14 protein-coding genes are annotated in these 15179 nt (G+C 63.7%); 6 read left to right on the plus strand and 8 right to left on the minus strand.

Translation table 11 applies throughout. The features are described from left to right. On the minus strand, positions 1-467 hold a 467-nt coding region (locus tag J5286_RS05945; RefSeq protein WP_209215331.1), incomplete at its 3' end, for a hypothetical protein. 182 nt (positions 468-649) lie between these two features. Here J5286_RS05945 and J5286_RS05950 point away from each other — a divergent pair. From J5286_RS05950 to J5286_RS05960, 3 genes are all read left to right on the plus strand, one after another. Beyond that, positions 650-913, plus strand: coding sequence for a ribbon-helix-helix domain-containing protein (locus J5286_RS05950; protein WP_209189635.1), 264 nt, complete (start codon positions 650-652; stop codon positions 911-913). Then, positions 910-1224, plus strand: coding sequence for a type II toxin-antitoxin system RelE/ParE family toxin (locus J5286_RS05955; RefSeq protein ID WP_209189636.1), 315 nt, complete (start codon positions 910-912; stop codon positions 1222-1224). The genes J5286_RS05950 and J5286_RS05955 overlap by 4 nt, the downstream gene beginning before the upstream one ends. 163 nt (positions 1225-1387) lie before the next feature. Then, on the plus strand, positions 1388-2839 hold the full coding sequence (locus J5286_RS05960) for a DHA2 family efflux MFS transporter permease subunit (RefSeq protein WP_209189663.1): 1452 nt from the start codon (positions 1388-1390) through the stop codon (positions 2837-2839). Positions 2840-2843: 4 nt separating this feature from the next. Here the strand turns inward: J5286_RS05960 and J5286_RS05965 are convergent, their stop codons facing one another. The 3 genes from J5286_RS05965 to J5286_RS05975 form a co-directional block, all read right to left on the minus strand. Continuing rightward, positions 2844-3788: a homocysteine S-methyltransferase family protein gene (locus tag J5286_RS05965; protein ID WP_209189637.1), complete on the minus strand. Its 945-nt coding sequence runs from the start codon at positions 3786-3788 to the stop codon at positions 2844-2846. Between the two features lie 90 nt (positions 3789-3878). Continuing rightward, on the minus strand, positions 3879-4400 hold the full coding sequence (locus J5286_RS05970; RefSeq protein WP_209189638.1) for a DUF1697 domain-containing protein: 522 nt from the start codon (positions 4398-4400) through the stop codon (positions 3879-3881). Positions 4401-4645: 245 nt separating this feature from the next. Beyond that, positions 4646-6754, minus strand: coding sequence for a S9 family peptidase (locus J5286_RS05975; RefSeq protein ID WP_209189639.1), 2109 nt, complete (start codon positions 6752-6754; stop codon positions 4646-4648). Positions 6755-7036: 282 nt separating this feature from the next. On the opposite strand from J5286_RS05975, the gene J5286_RS05980 reads away from it, so the two are divergent. Together J5286_RS05980 and J5286_RS05985 are read left to right on the plus strand one after the other, a co-directional pair. After that, a complete protein-coding gene (locus J5286_RS05980) occupies positions 7037-7441 on the plus strand; it encodes a DUF930 domain-containing protein (RefSeq protein WP_018902520.1) in 405 nt (134 codons plus the stop codon). Positions 7442-7738: 297 nt separating this feature from the next. Further along, the gene (locus tag J5286_RS05985) at positions 7739-8623 is read left to right on the plus strand and encodes a polysaccharide deacetylase family protein (RefSeq protein ID WP_209189640.1); all 885 of its coding nucleotides are present in this window, start codon (positions 7739-7741) and stop codon (positions 8621-8623) included. Positions 8624-8916: 293 nt separating this feature from the next. On the opposite strand, the gene J5286_RS05990 is transcribed toward J5286_RS05985, so the two are convergent. The 3 genes from J5286_RS05990 to J5286_RS06000 all read right to left on the minus strand — a co-directional run bounded on the left by J5286_RS05990 (position 8917) and on the right by J5286_RS06000 (position 13093). After that, entirely contained in the window at positions 8917-10206 is a 1290-nt protein-coding gene (locus tag J5286_RS05990) for an NAD(P)/FAD-dependent oxidoreductase (RefSeq protein ID WP_209189641.1), read from the minus strand. A 7-nt stretch (positions 10207-10213) separates the two neighbouring features. Continuing rightward, the gene (locus tag J5286_RS05995; protein ID WP_209189642.1) at positions 10214-11380 is read right to left on the minus strand and encodes an AI-2E family transporter; all 1167 of its coding nucleotides are present in this window, start codon (positions 11378-11380) and stop codon (positions 10214-10216) included. Between the two features lie 201 nt (positions 11381-11581). After that, positions 11582-13093 (minus strand): MFS transporter, encoded by a 1512-nt coding sequence (locus tag J5286_RS06000; protein ID WP_209215332.1) that lies wholly within the window; start codon positions 13091-13093, stop codon positions 11582-11584. A gap of 228 nt (positions 13094-13321) precedes the next feature. Between J5286_RS06000 and J5286_RS06005 the strand changes: the two genes are divergently transcribed. After that, complete coding sequence (locus tag J5286_RS06005) at positions 13322-14248, plus strand: LysR family transcriptional regulator (protein ID WP_209189643.1); 927 nt, start codon at positions 13322-13324, stop codon at positions 14246-14248. A 63-nt stretch (positions 14249-14311) separates the two neighbouring features. Here J5286_RS06005 and J5286_RS06010 read toward each other — a convergent pair whose 3' ends face one another. Continuing rightward, positions 14312-15175 (minus strand): VOC family protein, encoded by an 864-nt coding sequence (locus J5286_RS06010; protein ID WP_209189644.1) that lies wholly within the window; start codon positions 15173-15175, stop codon positions 14312-14314. Positions 15176-15179 lie beyond the last annotated feature (4 nt).

The raw sequence follows: 15179 nt of genomic DNA on the forward strand, positions 1-15179 counted from the left end.
CCTCCGCCATGGCCACGGCCTCCTCCGCCGTGACCGCCCCCACCACCCCCACCGCCGCCGCCCTTGCCACGGCCATTGCGGGAAGACGCCTGCGTGCCTTTGCCAGTGTCGTCAGGGAATTCGACCTCCGCCGTGGACTTGACGACCGTGTTGGCCCGGTATGGAACGATGCTGACCGCGCCCAATTCACCCTCGGTCTTCTGGCAAGTGTAGCGGGTGCTGCCGCCATTGCGGATCAGGACGTCGTTGCCGCCCTTGCTTTTGACGAAAGCCATGTCGTGGCCGACGAGCCGCGCGCTTTTCTTTCCGAGCTTCTCGCTCTTCATCTGGTAGAAGGTGCCGTTGACGCTGAGGACCGATTTTTCCCAGTAGACATCGACCGAGGGACTGCCGCCGCATTTCTGATAGGCCTCGGCACTCCCCGACACGAGAATGGTCGCCGCCGCCACGATGAGATGTAGACGCATCTGCCCCTCTCTCCCATTTTCGCCGACGGCCAAGGCGCCGCGGAGCTCCTCGGGTGAAAGCTTGAGCCTGTTGGCTGAGAAAGCAATTCGGAAATAGGACGTAGCGCCCGCGCCGATTGCTGCGGCCTGGCCGCAGTGGTAGGATTAAATCGCACCTCCAGACGCCAACGCGGGAGCCACACATGGAAAAGCTCAGCATCACGCTGCCAACGGAAATGGTCGATGTGATCAATGCCGAGATCGATGCAGGCGCCTTCGCCTCGACCAGCGAAGTCATCCGCGCCGCCATGCGCGCCTGGATGCGCCAGGAGGAAGAGCACAAGGAACGCATCGCCGCCATAAGGGCGCGCGTGCAGGAATCGCTCGATGATCCCCGGCCGAGCCTGAGCATCGAGGAAATCGATGACTGGCTGGAGACGCTTGCGGTCGAGCCGAGCCGGCAATGAAGGCTTACGGTGTCACGTTCCGCGGAGCGGCGCAGCGCGACCTGAAATCGATCTTCGACTATGTTCTCGAGCGAAGCGGCAGTCGGCAAACGGCCGTTTTGTATCTTAAGCGATTGCGGGATCGCTGCAGCCGCATAGGCGACGCCCCATTTGGCGGCGTTGCGCGACCTGATCTTGGTGCCAATTTGCGCCTAGCTGTTTTCGAGCGCAGCATCGTCATTCTCTACCGCGTCGAGGCCGAAACCATCCTCATCACCAACATCTTTTCCGGCGGTCGCGACTACGAAACGCTGATGCGCGATCATCGCTGATACACCCATACGCTGAGCTCACATCAGCCTTGCCATTTCAGCATAACCCCGCCACATTTGCGGGCGTATATAAAAACTTCATTCACCCTTGGCGCTTTGCCATTTCATGCCCGCGGCGATTGCCTTCGCGCTTGAGCCGCGTCTTCGCGAGCGATCCCTGACGATGTCGGATCAGATCTACCAGGCGGCTGTCGTTGGACGACCGCAACTCAATTTCCGCTTGATTGCGATGATCGTTGCCAGCGCCATGTTCATGGAGCAGCTGGACGCCACGGTTCTGGCCACCGCACTTCCCACCATGGCGCGCGATTTCGGCGTCAGCGCACCGTCGATGAGTATCGCGCTGACGTCCTATCTGCTCAGCCTCGCCATCTTCATTCCGGCAAGCGGCCTGATTGCCGATCGCTTCGGCTCGCGCACCGTCTTCCGCTGGGCCATCGTCGTCTTCGTTCTCGGCTCGATCTGCTGCGCGCTCTCGCCCAATCTCTGGTGTCTGGTGTTTGCCCGCCTGCTGCAGGGGCTCGGTGGCGCCATGATGATGCCGGTCGGCCGGCTCGTGCTTTTGCGCAGCGTCGCCCGCAAGGACATGGTCAATGCCATGTCGTGGCTGCTGGTGCCGGCGCTGATCGGCCCGATCCTCGGCCCACCCGTTGGCGGCATGATCGTCACCTATCTCGACTGGCGCTGGATCTTCTACATCAACGTGCCGATCGGCATCCTCGGCTTCGTCCTGGTCTCGATCTTCATCGAGAACTTCAAGGGCGAGACGAAGAAGCGCTTCGACACCATCGGCTTCATCCTCTCGGGCATCGCGCTCGGTTCGCTGCTTTTCGGCTTCGAGAGCTCCAGCCGTCCGGGCGAGGGGATGTTCGCGCTGTTCCTGATCGTGATCGGCGTGCTCTTCGGCATCGCCTATCTCAAGCACGCGCGCAAGCATCCCGCGCCGATCATGGATTTCTCGCTGATGAAGGTGCCGAGCTTCGGCACGTCCGTCATCGCCGGCTCGCTCACCCGCATCACCCAGGGCGCGCAACCCTTCCTGCTGCCGCTCTATTTCCAGCTCGGCTTCGGCCTCTCCGCCGCCAAGGCCGGCCAGCTGGTGACGGCAGCGGCCATCGGCTCCATGGCGATGAAGGCCTTCGCGCCGAGGATCCTGCGCCGCTTCGGCTTCCGCAACGCGCTGGTCTTCAACGGCTTCACCGCAACCTTCGGCTATGCGCTCTGCGCCTTCTTTAGGCCCGATTGGCCGCTCGGGCTGATCTTCGCGGTGCTCGTCATGTGCGGCTTCTTCATGTCGTTCCAGTTCACCGCCTACAACACGGTCGCCTATGACGCGATCGAGCGCGACCGCATGAGCGCCGCTACCAGCTTTTACGTGACCTTCCAGCAGCTGATGCTGTCGCTCGGCATCTGCGTCGGCGCCTTCGTGCTGCATGTCTCGATGTCGGCAACCGGCAGCGGCGACACGCCGCAACTGCACGACTTCTCGGCCGCCTTCCTGTTCGTGACCGCGGTCTCGCTCACCGCCACCTTCTGGAACCTGCGCTTCTCACGCACTGCCGGCGCCGATATCAGCGGCCACGGCGGCAACAAGGCTGCCCACGCCGAGCATTGAGAGCTCAGGCCGCGGGCACACAAGCCTCGCAGATCGCCGCCACATGGCGGTGATCAGTGCCGCAACAGCCTCCGACAATCCGGATGCTGGGCATATTCCGCAGCAACACCCGATACCGCTCCCCGAAATCTGAGGGATCGCCGGCATCGAGCGTCTCGCTTTCGTCGAGTTCCGCATGGCTCATCCGCGAAGCATTGGCGCGCAGCCCGCCGATGCGCCGCGTCCAGCCGCTGTCCGCGTCGAGCGCGCCGGCAAAATGCGTCGGGTGCGCGCAGTTGATCATGTAGTAGGCCGGCGAGCCGCCGGTCGCCGCATCCGTGGTCTCGATCGCATCCTGCAGGCTCCGCCCTGTCACCAGCCGGCCGTCTGTCTCCACCGTAAACGAGATCGCGCAGGGCATATGGCTCGCCGTCGCCGCGCGCGCCACGCCAATCGCCTCGTCGATGTTCGTCAGCGTATAGGCGGCCACCATGTCGGCCTCGCTTTCCGCGAAGCTTCTGATCTGAGCGCCATGATAATCCTCGGCCTCGGCAGCATTCATGTTACCCGCCTTGTAGCCATCGCCACGCGGCCCGATCGCCCCTGAGATCACGATCGGCCGCCCCGGCTCCTCGTATCTGTCGCGAAGCGGCAGCAGCAGATCGATCGAGGCCAGGTTCACCCGGTGCAGCGCCGCGGCGTCATAGCCGAGCTTCGCGCCCCAGTCGGGATTGGCGCGCCATGTCGGCGTGTCCAGGATGAAGCCGGTCCGGTGCTTGCGGGCAATGTCGAGATAGCGGCGATAGTAGACCAGCAACCGGTCCCGCCCTTCCTCGTCGTCAACCATCACGAAGGAGGCGAAATGCGGCAGCTCCATCCCGTCGTGAAAGATGAAGGTCGTCTCCATGCCCCCGTCACTCGCATAAAACCCGCCGTCGAGCTGCGGCAGATGCGCTCTGTACTTCGCCATATCGGTCCCTCCCGGCAAGCAGGAAACAGATGCGATGTCATTCTGATTTAGTGAAGACTAAAATAACGCGCCGCCGCCGTAAAGCGGGTCTCAGCCATCTTCCATCGCGGCCGCCATTTCGGCGAGCTTGCGAACGGTATTGATGTTGCGCGATGTGCCGGCATTGAGCGCCGGCAGCTTGAGCTTCGATTTCCCGGAGCCGATGGGATAGTGCACATAAATCTCCCGCCCATCGACGACAGCCTCCTCTCCGTCAGGCGCCACCATCCTGTCGAGCGCATCCTTCGGCGCAATCTCGGGCAGGAAGCTGACGAGCAGAAAACTCGGCTTGGCATCGGGGAAGGGCGCCTTGCCGACGATCGCCTCCATCTCCTTGCGGCTGCGCACCGTCACGCCGGGCTTCTTGCCCAGCACTTCGCCGAGTGCGCCATCCAACACGCGTGCGACATCGGCTTCCTTGGCGTTTGCGCGAAACAGCACGTTGCCGCTCTGGATATAGGTCTTGACGTCGGTGAAGCCGAGCCGTTCGCAGATCGCCTTCAGCTCCGTCATGGGGAGCTTGCCGGTGCCGCCGACATTGATGGCACGGAGGAGGGCAATGTAGACGGGCATGGTGTCTCCTTCCGTTGGCGGGGGATCAAGAATTACCCCCCTCTGTCCTGCCGGACATCTCCCCCACAAGGGGGGAGATCGACTCGCGATTAAGGTCTACGCCAAACAATCAAGGTAGGAGCGAGCGGCCGCGCCCAGCCAATCTCCCCACCTGTGGGGGGCGCGGAGCGCGGGCCGAGACAAGCGGCTCGGCCCCGGCAGCCCGGCAGGGCAGAGGGGGTACCCCACGGCACCCCGCAAGCGGATTACATCTTCCCTGCCACCTTCACCGCAAACGCATACTCGAACGCAACCTCTTCGAGCCGCTGAAACCGCCCCGACGCCCCGCCGTGGCCGGCGTCCATGTTGGTCTTCAGCAACACCGGCGCGCCGCTGGTCGATTTGTCGCGCAGCTTTGCCACCCACTTGGTCGGCTCCCAATAGGTCACGCGTGGGTCCGTAAGCCCGCTCAGCGCCAGGATCGGCGGGTAGGGCTTGGCTTCGACATTGTCGTAGGGCGAGTAAGCGGCGATCTGCTCGTACTCTTCGCGGCTGTCGATCGGGTTGCCCCATTCCGGCCATTCCGGCGGGGTCAGAGGCAGCGTGTCGTCGAGCATGGTGTTCAACACGTCGACAAAGGGAACGGCGGCGATGACGCCGGCGAATTTTTCCGGCGCCATGTTCGAGATCGCGCCCATCAGCATGCCGCCGGCCGAGCCACCCTCGGCGATGATGTTTGCGTAAGACGTGAACTTCTGTTGATTCAGATAGTCGGCCGCCGCGATGAAGTCCTTGAAGGTGTTGGTCTTCTTCTCCATCTTGCCGTCTTCGTACCACGCAAAACCCTTGTCCTTGCCGCCGCGGATATGGGCGATGGCATAGACGAAGCCGCGGTCGACGAGCGACAGGCAGTTCGTGTTGAAGCTCGCCGGAATGGTCACGCCATAGGCGCCGTAGCCGTAGAGCAGGCAGGGGGCAGAGCCGTCGAGCGGCGTGTCCTTGCGATAAAGCAGCGTCACCGGCACCTCGACGCCGTCCCAACCAGGCGCGAAGACGCGGCGGGTGACGTAGTCGTCGATATTGTGGCCCGAGGGCACTTCCTGCGTCTTCAACAGCGTGCGCTCGCGCGTCACCATGTTGTAGTCGTAGAGCTGCGACGGCGTCGTCATCGAGGAGTAGGAGAAGCGGATCACGTCGCTGTCGTATTCGGCGGCACCCTGCAGGCCGAGCGAATAGGCCTCTTCCGCAAAGCCGATTGCGTGCTCCTCGCCAGTCGCCCGGTCGCGGATCATGATCTGCGGCAGGCCGTCCTTGCGCTCCAGCCAGAGCAGGTGGCGGGCATAGGCCATGTGGCTGATGATCAGCGTGCCCGGCTTGTGCGGCACCACCTCGCGCCAGTTCTCCTTGCCTGGATTATCGACCGGCGCTTCCATGATCTTGAAATCCTTGGCGTCGCCGTCGTTGGTCAGGATGTAGAACACGTCGCCGCCCTCGGTCAGCGTGTACTCGATACCCTCTTCGCGCTTCGCCACCATCTTCGGCTTGGCGGTAAGGTCGCTGGTCGGGATCAGCAGGTATTCCGAGGTCTCGTGGTCGTGAATGTCGATGAAGATGAAGTCGTCGAGCAGCGAGCCGCCGACGCCCATGAAGAAGCCCGCATCCTCTTCCTCGTAGACCAGACGGTCTTCCGACTGCGGCGTGCCGATGATGTGGTGGAACACCTTCGAAGGGCGGTGGTTCTCGTCGAGCGCCGAGTAGAAGAAGCTCTTGCCATCGGGCGCCCAGGCGCCGCCGCCGCCGGTGTTCTCGATCAGATCGGGAAGGTCCTCCCCGGTCTTCAGGTCGCGAACCTTCAGCGTGTAGAACTCCGAGCCCTTGTCGTCATAGCCCCAGATGCCGCGATCGTGATCGGTGGAATGGTCGATGCCGGCCAATCGGAAATAGGCCTTGCCCTCGGCCTCCTTGTCGCCGTCGAGCAGCACGGTGCGCTGGCTCTCGTCCTTGATGTCGGCGTCGCGCGGAATGCGGAAATAGCGCGGCTGCTCGCCGCCGGTCACGAAGAAGGTGCCGTAGGCGAAAGGCCCGTCCTTCATCGGGATCGAGCTGTCGTCTTCCTTGATACGCCCGCGCATCTCGGCAAACAGCGTCTTCTGCAGCGGCTTGGTGTCTTCCATCGCCGCGTTCATATAGGCGTTTTCCGCCTCCAGATGCTTGCGGATCTCGGGGTCGAGGATCGAGGGATCCTTGAACATCGCCTGCCAGTTGTCGGCGCGCAGCCAGGCGTAATCGTCCGTGCGGGTGATGCCATGGCGCGTGTCGGAATGCGGCTTCTTCGGCGCAACGGGCGGGTTCGGCAGGTTCTTGAAGACGGACAAGGGGAGCTCCGGGGTCGGCATTTCAGGTTGTGAAGAGATAGAGACGCAAGCGCTGTCGATCAAGCGGCAAAAGCCACGCGCAAGAGTGCCATGCGACGCTCGCTAAATGGTGACTGTGCAAAACCCAAGCAATCCTCACCTTGCCTTGATGTGACCACAATATTTAAGAAAGTCCGCTCCCATCGTGCGGAATTCTGCCATGGGCGGGCGGCCCTCAAAGCTGCCTCTGCTGAACCGGCCGCGCAGCATTCCGGAATGAGCTTGCAAAGGATTTCTTCAGTAATGCCGAAACGTATCGCCCTTGTTCTGACCGCTCTCAGCCTTGCCGCCTCCGCCTTTGCACCCACCGCCTTCGCCGTCGATCCGGCGATCAAGAAGCAGCTCGAAAAGCTCGACCCCGCGACGCGCCTCGAACAGAGCTGCGACACCGAGGCCATGAGCCGCATCAACAAGGACGCCACCGGCTACAAGCCGGACAAGGTGATCGCCTACACCTTCAAGGACCCGGTCCCGAGCGACGACCGACTGGAAGCCCCGGGCGCTGTGTTTCGCAGCAAGGGCGATTGGTATCACCTGTCCTACAGCTGCATCACCGGCCCCCAGCACATCAATGTGCGCGAGCTGAGCTACCAGATCGGCGACAAGGTTCCGCGCGACAAGTGGACCAAATATTACCTCTACGACTGAGCCGGCAGCAGCCTCTCGTCCAGACCAAAGCAAAACGGCGGCCCTGATGGAGCCGCCGTTTCGCATTCGTGTAGACTGAGACGCTCAATCAAGTCACTGCCGGATGTGGAAAAAGCCCGCGCCGCCTTCGATGAGCGTTCGGCCGGCTGACCGCACTTGCCGCGCGGCGGCTACTTATTTATCGACTGAAACAGCAATGCGCCGAACCGGCCGTAAATTTGCCGTGGAAGCGGCCGATGCGATCATTCTACGGCTGCTGCCATCTGAACTCGGTTTGAACTCCACGGTCCCGGCACAATGAAAAACCTCGTCCTCACCTCGGCGCTGCTACTTGCCCCGGTCGCAACTGCCGCTGCCGGGCAAACGGCGACGATCCAGCCCGTCGTTGCGGCCACCATGCCCGCGCCCGTTGTCCCGCTATCGTCGGACCCGGGGACCGCAGACACGGCGCCGAAGTCCACCCCGAAGGCCGCGCCCAGGCAGACGCCGCCCAAGCAGACATCATCCACGAAGCTCGTCGAGCCGCACCTGCGCGTCGCCCGCTCCGAGATCAAGGGCCATGCCCGCGTCGCGCTCACCTTCGACGCCTGCATGGGCAAGGCCGACGAGCGTATCCTCTCGGTGCTGGTGTCCGAACGCATCCCTGCGACGATCTTCGTCACCGCCCGCTGGCTGAAGCACAATCCGCAAGCGCTGCAGGTCATGCTCGCCAATCCCGATCTGTTCGAACTGGAAAATCACGGCCAGAACCATATCCCCGCCGTCGACAAGCCGGTGTCGATCTACGGCATCGCGTCGGCCGGTTCTCCCGAAGCCGTGCGCCTCGAAGTCCAGGGCGGCGCCGACGCCATGCTCGCCGCCGGCATCCCGGCCCCCCGCTGGTTCCGCGGCTCGACCGCCAAATACGACCTCTCTTCGATCGCCCAGATCCGCGCCATGGGCTACCGCATCGCCGGCTACTCGGTAAACGGCGACGGCGGCTCGCTTCTTGGTGCTGCGATCACGGAAAAACGCATCTCATCCGCCAAGGACGGCGACGTCGTCATTTCCCACATCAACCAGCCGACGCATGCGGCCGGCGAGGGGGTGGCGAAAGCGATCCTCGATCTGAAAGCCAAGGGCACGGAGTTCGTGCGGCTGCAGGATGTCGAGGATCGTGGGGATGATGATACGACGGAGTAGGGTGGCTCTCTGGCGCTAACCTGCGGAAAGACGATCTCTAGATCGGAACCCGTGTTACCCCCCTCTGTCCTGCCGGACATCTCCCCCACAAGGGGGGAGATCGACTCGTGACGTGCTTCCCATCCAAACGTTGATGTCGGAGCGAGCGACCGCCCCCAGCCAATCTCCCCCCCTGTGGGGGAGATGCCCGGCAGGGCAGAGGGGGGTATCACACGGCACAACCTAGCGAGCGGATATCTAGTCAAAACCCAACGAGTGGCTCCGGGCTCAACCTAAGCCCCACCAACCCCACTCTACCGCACCGCCATCTCCACCCGCGCCGTCTCATCCCGCCGCGAACCACCGCCCGGCCCATCCCGATCCATCGCGAAATCATCGAACCAATCGCGATACGTCCCCGACATCATCGCCCCGATCACTTGCGTCGCCAGATACGAGAACGTGATCCCATTCCCGCCATAACCATAAGCCCCAAAGACATGCGGCAGCGAAGGCATGGGCCCGATCAGCGGCAACCCGTCGACCGTCTCGCCAAAGGTCCCGCACCACGCCGTTGCGACGCGGGTGTCCGCGCGGGGCCAGATCAGTTTCATCTTCTCGCGGATCGTCATGATCCTCTCCGGCGCCTTCGCGTCGCGCGCCGCCGGATCGACGGTGTCGTCATCCTCGCCGCCGACAACGATACGGCCGTCGCCAGTCGTGCGCATGTAAAGATAAGGGTGGCTGTCCTCCCAGATGAGTGCCTGGTCGCGCCACAGCGTGCCCGGCTCCTGCGGCACGGTCGCCATTGCCCAGCTCGACGTCGTGCGGTGCAGCTTCGGCATCGCGATATCGGGCAGGCTGTAGCCGGTGGCGAGCACCGCCGTCTTCGCCTCGATCACGAAGCCGCCATCTGTTTCCGCCGTCACGCGGTTGCCCTCGCTGTGCAGCCTCGTCACGGACGCATCGATGAGCCGCGCGCCATCCTTCGCCGCCATCCGCAGCAGTGCCCATGTGAGCAGCAGCGGATCGGCCTCCGCCGAGCCTCGCGACAGGATGCCGGCATCGCGGTCGATTTCGAATTCGGTGAAGAGATCGCAATGTTCGAGGTAGCGGCTCGGAAGCCCGGCGCGTTGCCGGAGTTCGGCCTCGACCGCGAGATCGCGCGCGCCCTCGTGGTTCCTGGCGAGATAAAGCGAGCGGCGCGGCTGGAAGGCGCAGTCGATGCGGTAGGCGGCAATCAGCTTGGCAAGGCCCGATACGGCCGCCGCACTGCGCCTGTAGATGCCGACGGCGCGCTCGAAGCCGTAGAATTGCTCGAGTTCCGTCAGCGTCTTGTCGATCTCCCATTGCAGCATCGCGGTGCTGGCAGCGGTGCTTCCCAGCCCCGGATGTTCGCGGTCGACGATCGCAACCGACAGGCCGCGCTCGGCCAGATGCTGGCCCATCAGCGCGCCGGTCACGCCGCCGCCGATGACGAGGGCATCGACCTGGAGATGATCGGTGAGCGGCGCGAAGACCGGGCGGCTGACGCCGTTGCCCCATGGCGAACGGCCGCTGGTCAATCGATCCTGGCTCAGGCTCTTCAGCTCTATCTCGGACATGGCGGCCTCACTTCGGCAGTTGCGGCAGCTGCTTTTCTTCGATGAACAGCTCGTCGATGATGGTCATGACGATCAGCGACAGAGGCAGCGCCAGCATAGCGCCGACCGCACCCCACATCCAGGTCCAGAACAGAATGGCGAGGAACACGACGAAGGCGTTGATCTCCAGCCGCCGTCCCATCACCGCCGGGAAGATCAGGTTTTCCATCAGCAGGTGGACGGTGAAGAAGGCCGCTGCCGGGATCAGCCCGACGACGAGCGCATCATGCGTGATGATGCCGGCAATCGCGATCGCGAGCGTCATCATGGTGATGCCGAGATAGGGAATGAAGCTCGAGAGAAACGCGAAGAAGCCCCAGAGCACCGGCGACGGCAAACCGCCGGCATAGGCGATGATGGTCATGACGACGCCGAGGCAGGCATAGATGACGGAGGCGGTGGCGAAATAGAAGCCCAGCACCTGTTCGACGCTGCTGATGACGCGGATGGCGGCGAGACGCTGCGAGCGCTCGCGAAACACCATGATGATCGACTTGCGCAGGCTGACGCGGCCCATCAGGAAGAGCAGCAGTGCGGCGAAGAAGATCAGCGCCTGCACCAGGGCCGGCGTCAGGTTCGCTGTCACGAGATGCAGGATGTTACCGGTATTCTCCAGCAGCTTTTCTGCCGACATCGGCCCGCTCTGGAAGGTCTCGGGCGTGATATGCAGCCACTTGATGCGCTCGAGATAGGGCATCAGCCGGTTCGCCGTCTTCTCGGCAAAGTCCGGGCCCTCGTTGGCAAGCGTCGTCAGCGGGCCCGCAAGCGAATTGGCGACGAGGAAGATGATGAGCGCCACGGCTGACGACAGGATCACGGCGTTGGTGATGCGGGGCACGCCGAGCTTCGTCAGCTTCTCCGCCAGCATCCCAAGGATCATGCCGACGACAATGGCAAGCGTCAGCGGGATCAGAACCAGCGACATCATGTAGACGGCCGAAAGAGCGAGGATCACGAAGATGCCGATGATCGCCCAGGCCATTGAAATGTCTAGGCCATCCTTCTCCAGCCGCCGCACCGGCGCCTGTATTATGGCTTCCTCTGCGTCAGTCATGTTTTTCGCCCATGAACTGACCCGCCGTTCTCCAATTGCGATCTTGCTCGCCTGTTTGCGAATGCCGTTGGCAATACCCATGAATAGTCGTTCCCCGGAAGCCCCTGTGCTTCGCACCTAGAACGCCGCGAAACTCATTCCGGTTCCGCCTGTGTCAAAGCGGGAATGCCGAATTCTCGCCTCATCTGAGGCGCATCATCAGGAACGCAACGGCGGGGAGGCAGGGCCGCTGCGTTTCGTGCCCGTTTGGAGCACCGCCGCGGCCCTGCCAGATCCGATGTTTCAGCCCGCCGGACTGTCGCAAACGGCGGCTTCCGAAACGGCGTCCGGCTCCTTGCGGCCGAGAAACGCCACCACCACGACCGCCGTGAAAATCGTGATACTCGCGAGCAGGATGAGCAGCGTGCTGAAGGCCTGCGCGTAGTTCATCGCCAGCGCCTCGCGACCCATCTGAGGCATCACTTCCGCCGCGGCGCCAAGATCGCCGGTCACCAGCCGCTGTGCCGCCCGCGCCGCCTCTTCACCTGACCCACCAAGACCTGACCCAAGCCGGGCGCCAACCAACGCCGAAAGAACAGCGCTGACGATGGCGAGCGCCACCCCTTCGCCGGCAACGCGCGTCGTGCTGAAAATCCCGGTCGCCATGCCGGCCCGTTCCTTCGGTACGACGCTGACGGCAAGCCCGTCCATCAGGCCCCAGGGCAGGCTGATGCCGATGCCGATCGTCAGAAGCGGCCCGATCAGAAGCAGCGGTTGCGAGGCCGGCACGCCCGTCGGAATGGTCGACAGCCAGAACAGCCCACCCGCCGCGATCAGCAGCCCGACGCCGCAGATGACGGCCGCCGTAAACCAGCGCGTCAAAAGGCCGGCGACGACGGGGAGTACCAGCAGCGGCCCGGATAGCGCGATCATCATCTGCCCGGCGCCCACCTCGCTCATGCCGTCGATACCGACGAAGCGCACGGGAAGCAGGATGAGCAGCACCACGAAGGCGTAAGCCGGCGCGGCGGCCAAAAGCTGCACGCCGACGAAGCGCGGATAGCGAAACAGCGTCAGATCGAGCATCGGCCGCGCCGTCCTCCGCTCGATCAGCCAGAAGCCGGCCAAAAGTGCCGCCGAGGCGACGAGTAGCGCTACGACGGAGGGGCTGCCCCATCCATTCTCCGGCGCCAGCAGAACGCCATAGGTGAACAGCGCCAAGGCCAGCGTGAAGCTTACCGCACCCGCCCAGTCGAGCCCCTTGGCCTCCGGGTCGCTCGTCTCGTGCAGGAAGATGGAGCCGAGCACAAAGGCGATGGTGCCCAACCCCACGACGAGCGCGAAGATCGCCGGCCAGCCGAAGCTGTCGACCATCAGGCCGGAGGCGATCGGTCCGAAGGCGAGGCCGACGCCGAAGCTGGAGCCGACGATGCTGAAGGCGCGCATCCGCGCATTACCCTCGAATTCCTGCGCCAGCGCCGCCATGCCGCCGGAAAAGGCGGCCGCCGCACCCATGCCCTGCAGCGCTCTCAGCACGTCGAACCAGACGATGTCAGGGGCGAAGGCGAGGCCTGCGGAAAACAGCAGGAAGGCGACGAGGCCCATGAGAAAGATGCGCTTGCGGCCATAGCTGTCGGAGAGCGCCCCTGATGCCATCAGGCTGCTGCCGAAGGTCAGCATCAAGGCATTGGTCACCCAGTTGAGCGCGATCGGGCGGCCGCCGAGATCGCGGCTGATCGCTGGCAGTGCCACCGCCGGCCCGGTGAAGGTCAGCGGCATGGCGGCTGCGGCAGCGCAGATGCCGACCAGCGCCATGATCTTCCTGATGCTGCCGGTTCGGCTTGCGCCGGCGCCGCCAAGCGGTGTCGAGAGTTGTCGTGTCATGAGAAATCCGCCTGTGTGAAAGGTGAAGCGCGGCGATAGCGGGAGGCCTATCGCCAAGGACACAGACAAGATAAATTCGCTTCAATATCGCGATAAGCGGCCTACGATGCCGTTCATCATGGAAAAATTCGCTCGAATAGGGAGCGTGGAAAGCGCAATATGGATCAGCTCAGCGGCTTGTCGGCCTTCGTGAAAACCGCCGATCTCGGCAGCTTCGTCGCCGCCGGGCGCGTGCTCGGCCTGTCGGCCTCCGCCGTCGGCAAGGCGGTGACGACGCTGGAACGGCAGGTCGGCGTGCGGCTCTTCCAACGCTCGACGCGCAGCATAAGGCTGACGGAGGAGGGGCGGCTGTTTCACGAGCGCTGCCGCCGTGTGCTTGACGATCTTGAGGATGCGCAGGCCTCGCTTGCGGCCGCCGTCGCCACCCCGCGCGGCAGGCTGCGTCTCAGTCTGCCGCTGGTCAGCTACCATCTTCTGCTGCCGGTCGTGCCCGGCTTCGTCCGCCTGTATCCCGAAGTGGAGCTCGATCTCGATTTCAACGACCGCATCGTCGATCTGATCGACGAGGGTGTCGATGTGGCGATCCGCAGCGGCGACCTGCAGGATTCCCGGCTGATGTCGCGGGCGCTGCGGCCGTTCCGCATGCTGCTCTGCGCCGCACCCGATTATCTGGAGGCGCACGGCACGCCGAAGACTCCGGCCGATCTCGCCGGTCACGCCGCCATCCGCTTTCGCTTTCCCAACAGCGGCAAGCTGCAGGACTGGCCGCTTTCCATGCAATCAGGCGCGCCGGAACTGGCGATCCGCAGCCTGCTCGTCTGCAACAACATGGAAGCGTTGGGCGGCGCGGTGGAAGCCGGCCTCGGCATCGGCTGCATGCCGGATTTTCTGGCAAGGCGGCGGCTGGCGGAAGGCCGGCTGCGCACCGTGCTCGACGATTATATCGATGGCCCCGGCCAGTTCCACATGCTCTGGCCCTCGAACCGGCATTTGTCGCCCAAGGTCCGCGTGCTGGTCGATTACCTCACCGAAACCCTCTTCGCCGACCACTTCGAAAGCCCGGCCGCGCCGGCATGGCCGACGTGAGGGTTGGAATGCAAGACGCCCACCGAAAGGTGGGCGCTGCAACAATCATCTTTAGAGAGGAACTTACGCCGACAACGTCAGCCCGATCCCCCAGGGATCGCGCAGGAACACGCCGCCGTCGCGCTTCTCGCTCTTGATCTCGAGTTCGTCGAGCTTGGCGACGGCCTTGTCGAGGGCCGCGGTATCGTTGAAGCGCAGTGCGTAGTCGGAAAGCCCGGTCATCGCCTCGGTGCGGGCGCCCGCACCACGGCTGTTCCAGATGTTGGCGGCGACATGGTGGTGGTAGTCGCCGGTGGCAAAGAAGCTGGCGCCCGGATAGCGCGCCATGATCTTCAGGCCGAGCACGTCGCGATAGAACTGGTCGGCCTCGGGAATGTTGCCGACCTGCAGGTGGATGTGGCCGATCGCCGAGCCATCGGCCATGCCGGTCCACGTATCCTGCGGCGCGCTCTCATAGAGCGCCTGCAGGTCGAGCCGGTGCGTCGCCATCTCCACCTGTCCGTCCTGGTGGAATTTCCACTGCATCGGCGAGCGGTCCGAATAGATCTCGATGCCGTTGCCCTCGGGATCGGAGAGATAGATCGCCTCGCTGACCAGATGGTCGGACGCGCCGTCGAGAACCACATTGTTATGCGCGGCATGGCGCAGCCAGCGCGCCAGTTCGGTGCGCGATGGCATCAGGAAGGCGGTGTGGAAAAGACCGGCGGCGTTGCGCGGCGCGGTGCGCACATCCTTGCCCGTCGTCAGCGTCAAAAGCGGCGTTTCGCCGACGCCAAGCACTTCGCCGCTCGCCGTCTTCTCGATGACCTTGAGCCCGAGCATCGACTGGTAGAAGGCCGAAACGGTGGGGAGGTCGGTCACGACGAGATGCGAGTGATCGACATAGGCAGGGCGCGTCAGCGCGTAGGAAGTCTGTGTGGTGGTCATCTTT

Source organism: Rhizobium sp. 16-488-2b, assembly GCF_017741815.1.
Classification (GTDB): Bacteria; Pseudomonadota; Alphaproteobacteria; order Rhizobiales; family Rhizobiaceae; genus Rhizobium.

What these genes read in the sequence shown, in the direction of transcription:
- J5286_RS05950 (WP_209189635.1), top strand. Translation starts at nt 650, where the DNA reads ATGGAAAAGCTCAGCATCACGCTGCCAACGGAAATGGTCGATGTGATC.
- J5286_RS05955 (WP_209189636.1), top strand. Translation starts at nt 910, where the DNA reads ATGAAGGCTTACGGTGTCACGTTCCGCGGAGCGGCGCAGCGCGACCTG.
- J5286_RS05960 (WP_209189663.1), top strand. Translation starts at nt 1,388, where the DNA reads ATGTCGGATCAGATCTACCAGGCGGCTGTCGTTGGACGACCGCAACTC.
- J5286_RS05965 (WP_209189637.1), bottom strand. Translation starts at nt 3,788, where the DNA reads ATGGCGAAGTACAGAGCGCATCTGCCGCAGCTCGACGGCGGGTTTTAT.
- J5286_RS05970 (WP_209189638.1), bottom strand. Translation starts at nt 4,400, where the DNA reads ATGCCCGTCTACATTGCCCTCCTCCGTGCCATCAATGTCGGCGGCACC.
- J5286_RS05980 (WP_018902520.1), top strand. Translation starts at nt 7,037, where the DNA reads ATGCCGAAACGTATCGCCCTTGTTCTGACCGCTCTCAGCCTTGCCGCC.
- J5286_RS05985 (WP_209189640.1), top strand. Translation starts at nt 7,739, where the DNA reads ATGAAAAACCTCGTCCTCACCTCGGCGCTGCTACTTGCCCCGGTCGCA.
- J5286_RS05990 (WP_209189641.1), bottom strand. Translation starts at nt 10,206, where the DNA reads ATGTCCGAGATAGAGCTGAAGAGCCTGAGCCAGGATCGATTGACCAGC.
- J5286_RS05995 (WP_209189642.1), bottom strand. Translation starts at nt 11,380, where the DNA reads ATGGGTATTGCCAACGGCATTCGCAAACAGGCGAGCAAGATCGCAATT.
- J5286_RS06000 (WP_209215332.1), bottom strand. Translation starts at nt 13,093, where the DNA reads ATGGCGCTGGTCGGCATCTGCGCTGCCGCAGCCGCCATGCCGCTGACC.
- J5286_RS06005 (WP_209189643.1), top strand. Translation starts at nt 13,322, where the DNA reads ATGGATCAGCTCAGCGGCTTGTCGGCCTTCGTGAAAACCGCCGATCTC.
- J5286_RS06010 (WP_209189644.1), bottom strand. Translation starts at nt 15,175, where the DNA reads ATGACCACCACACAGACTTCCTACGCGCTGACGCGCCCTGCCTATGTC.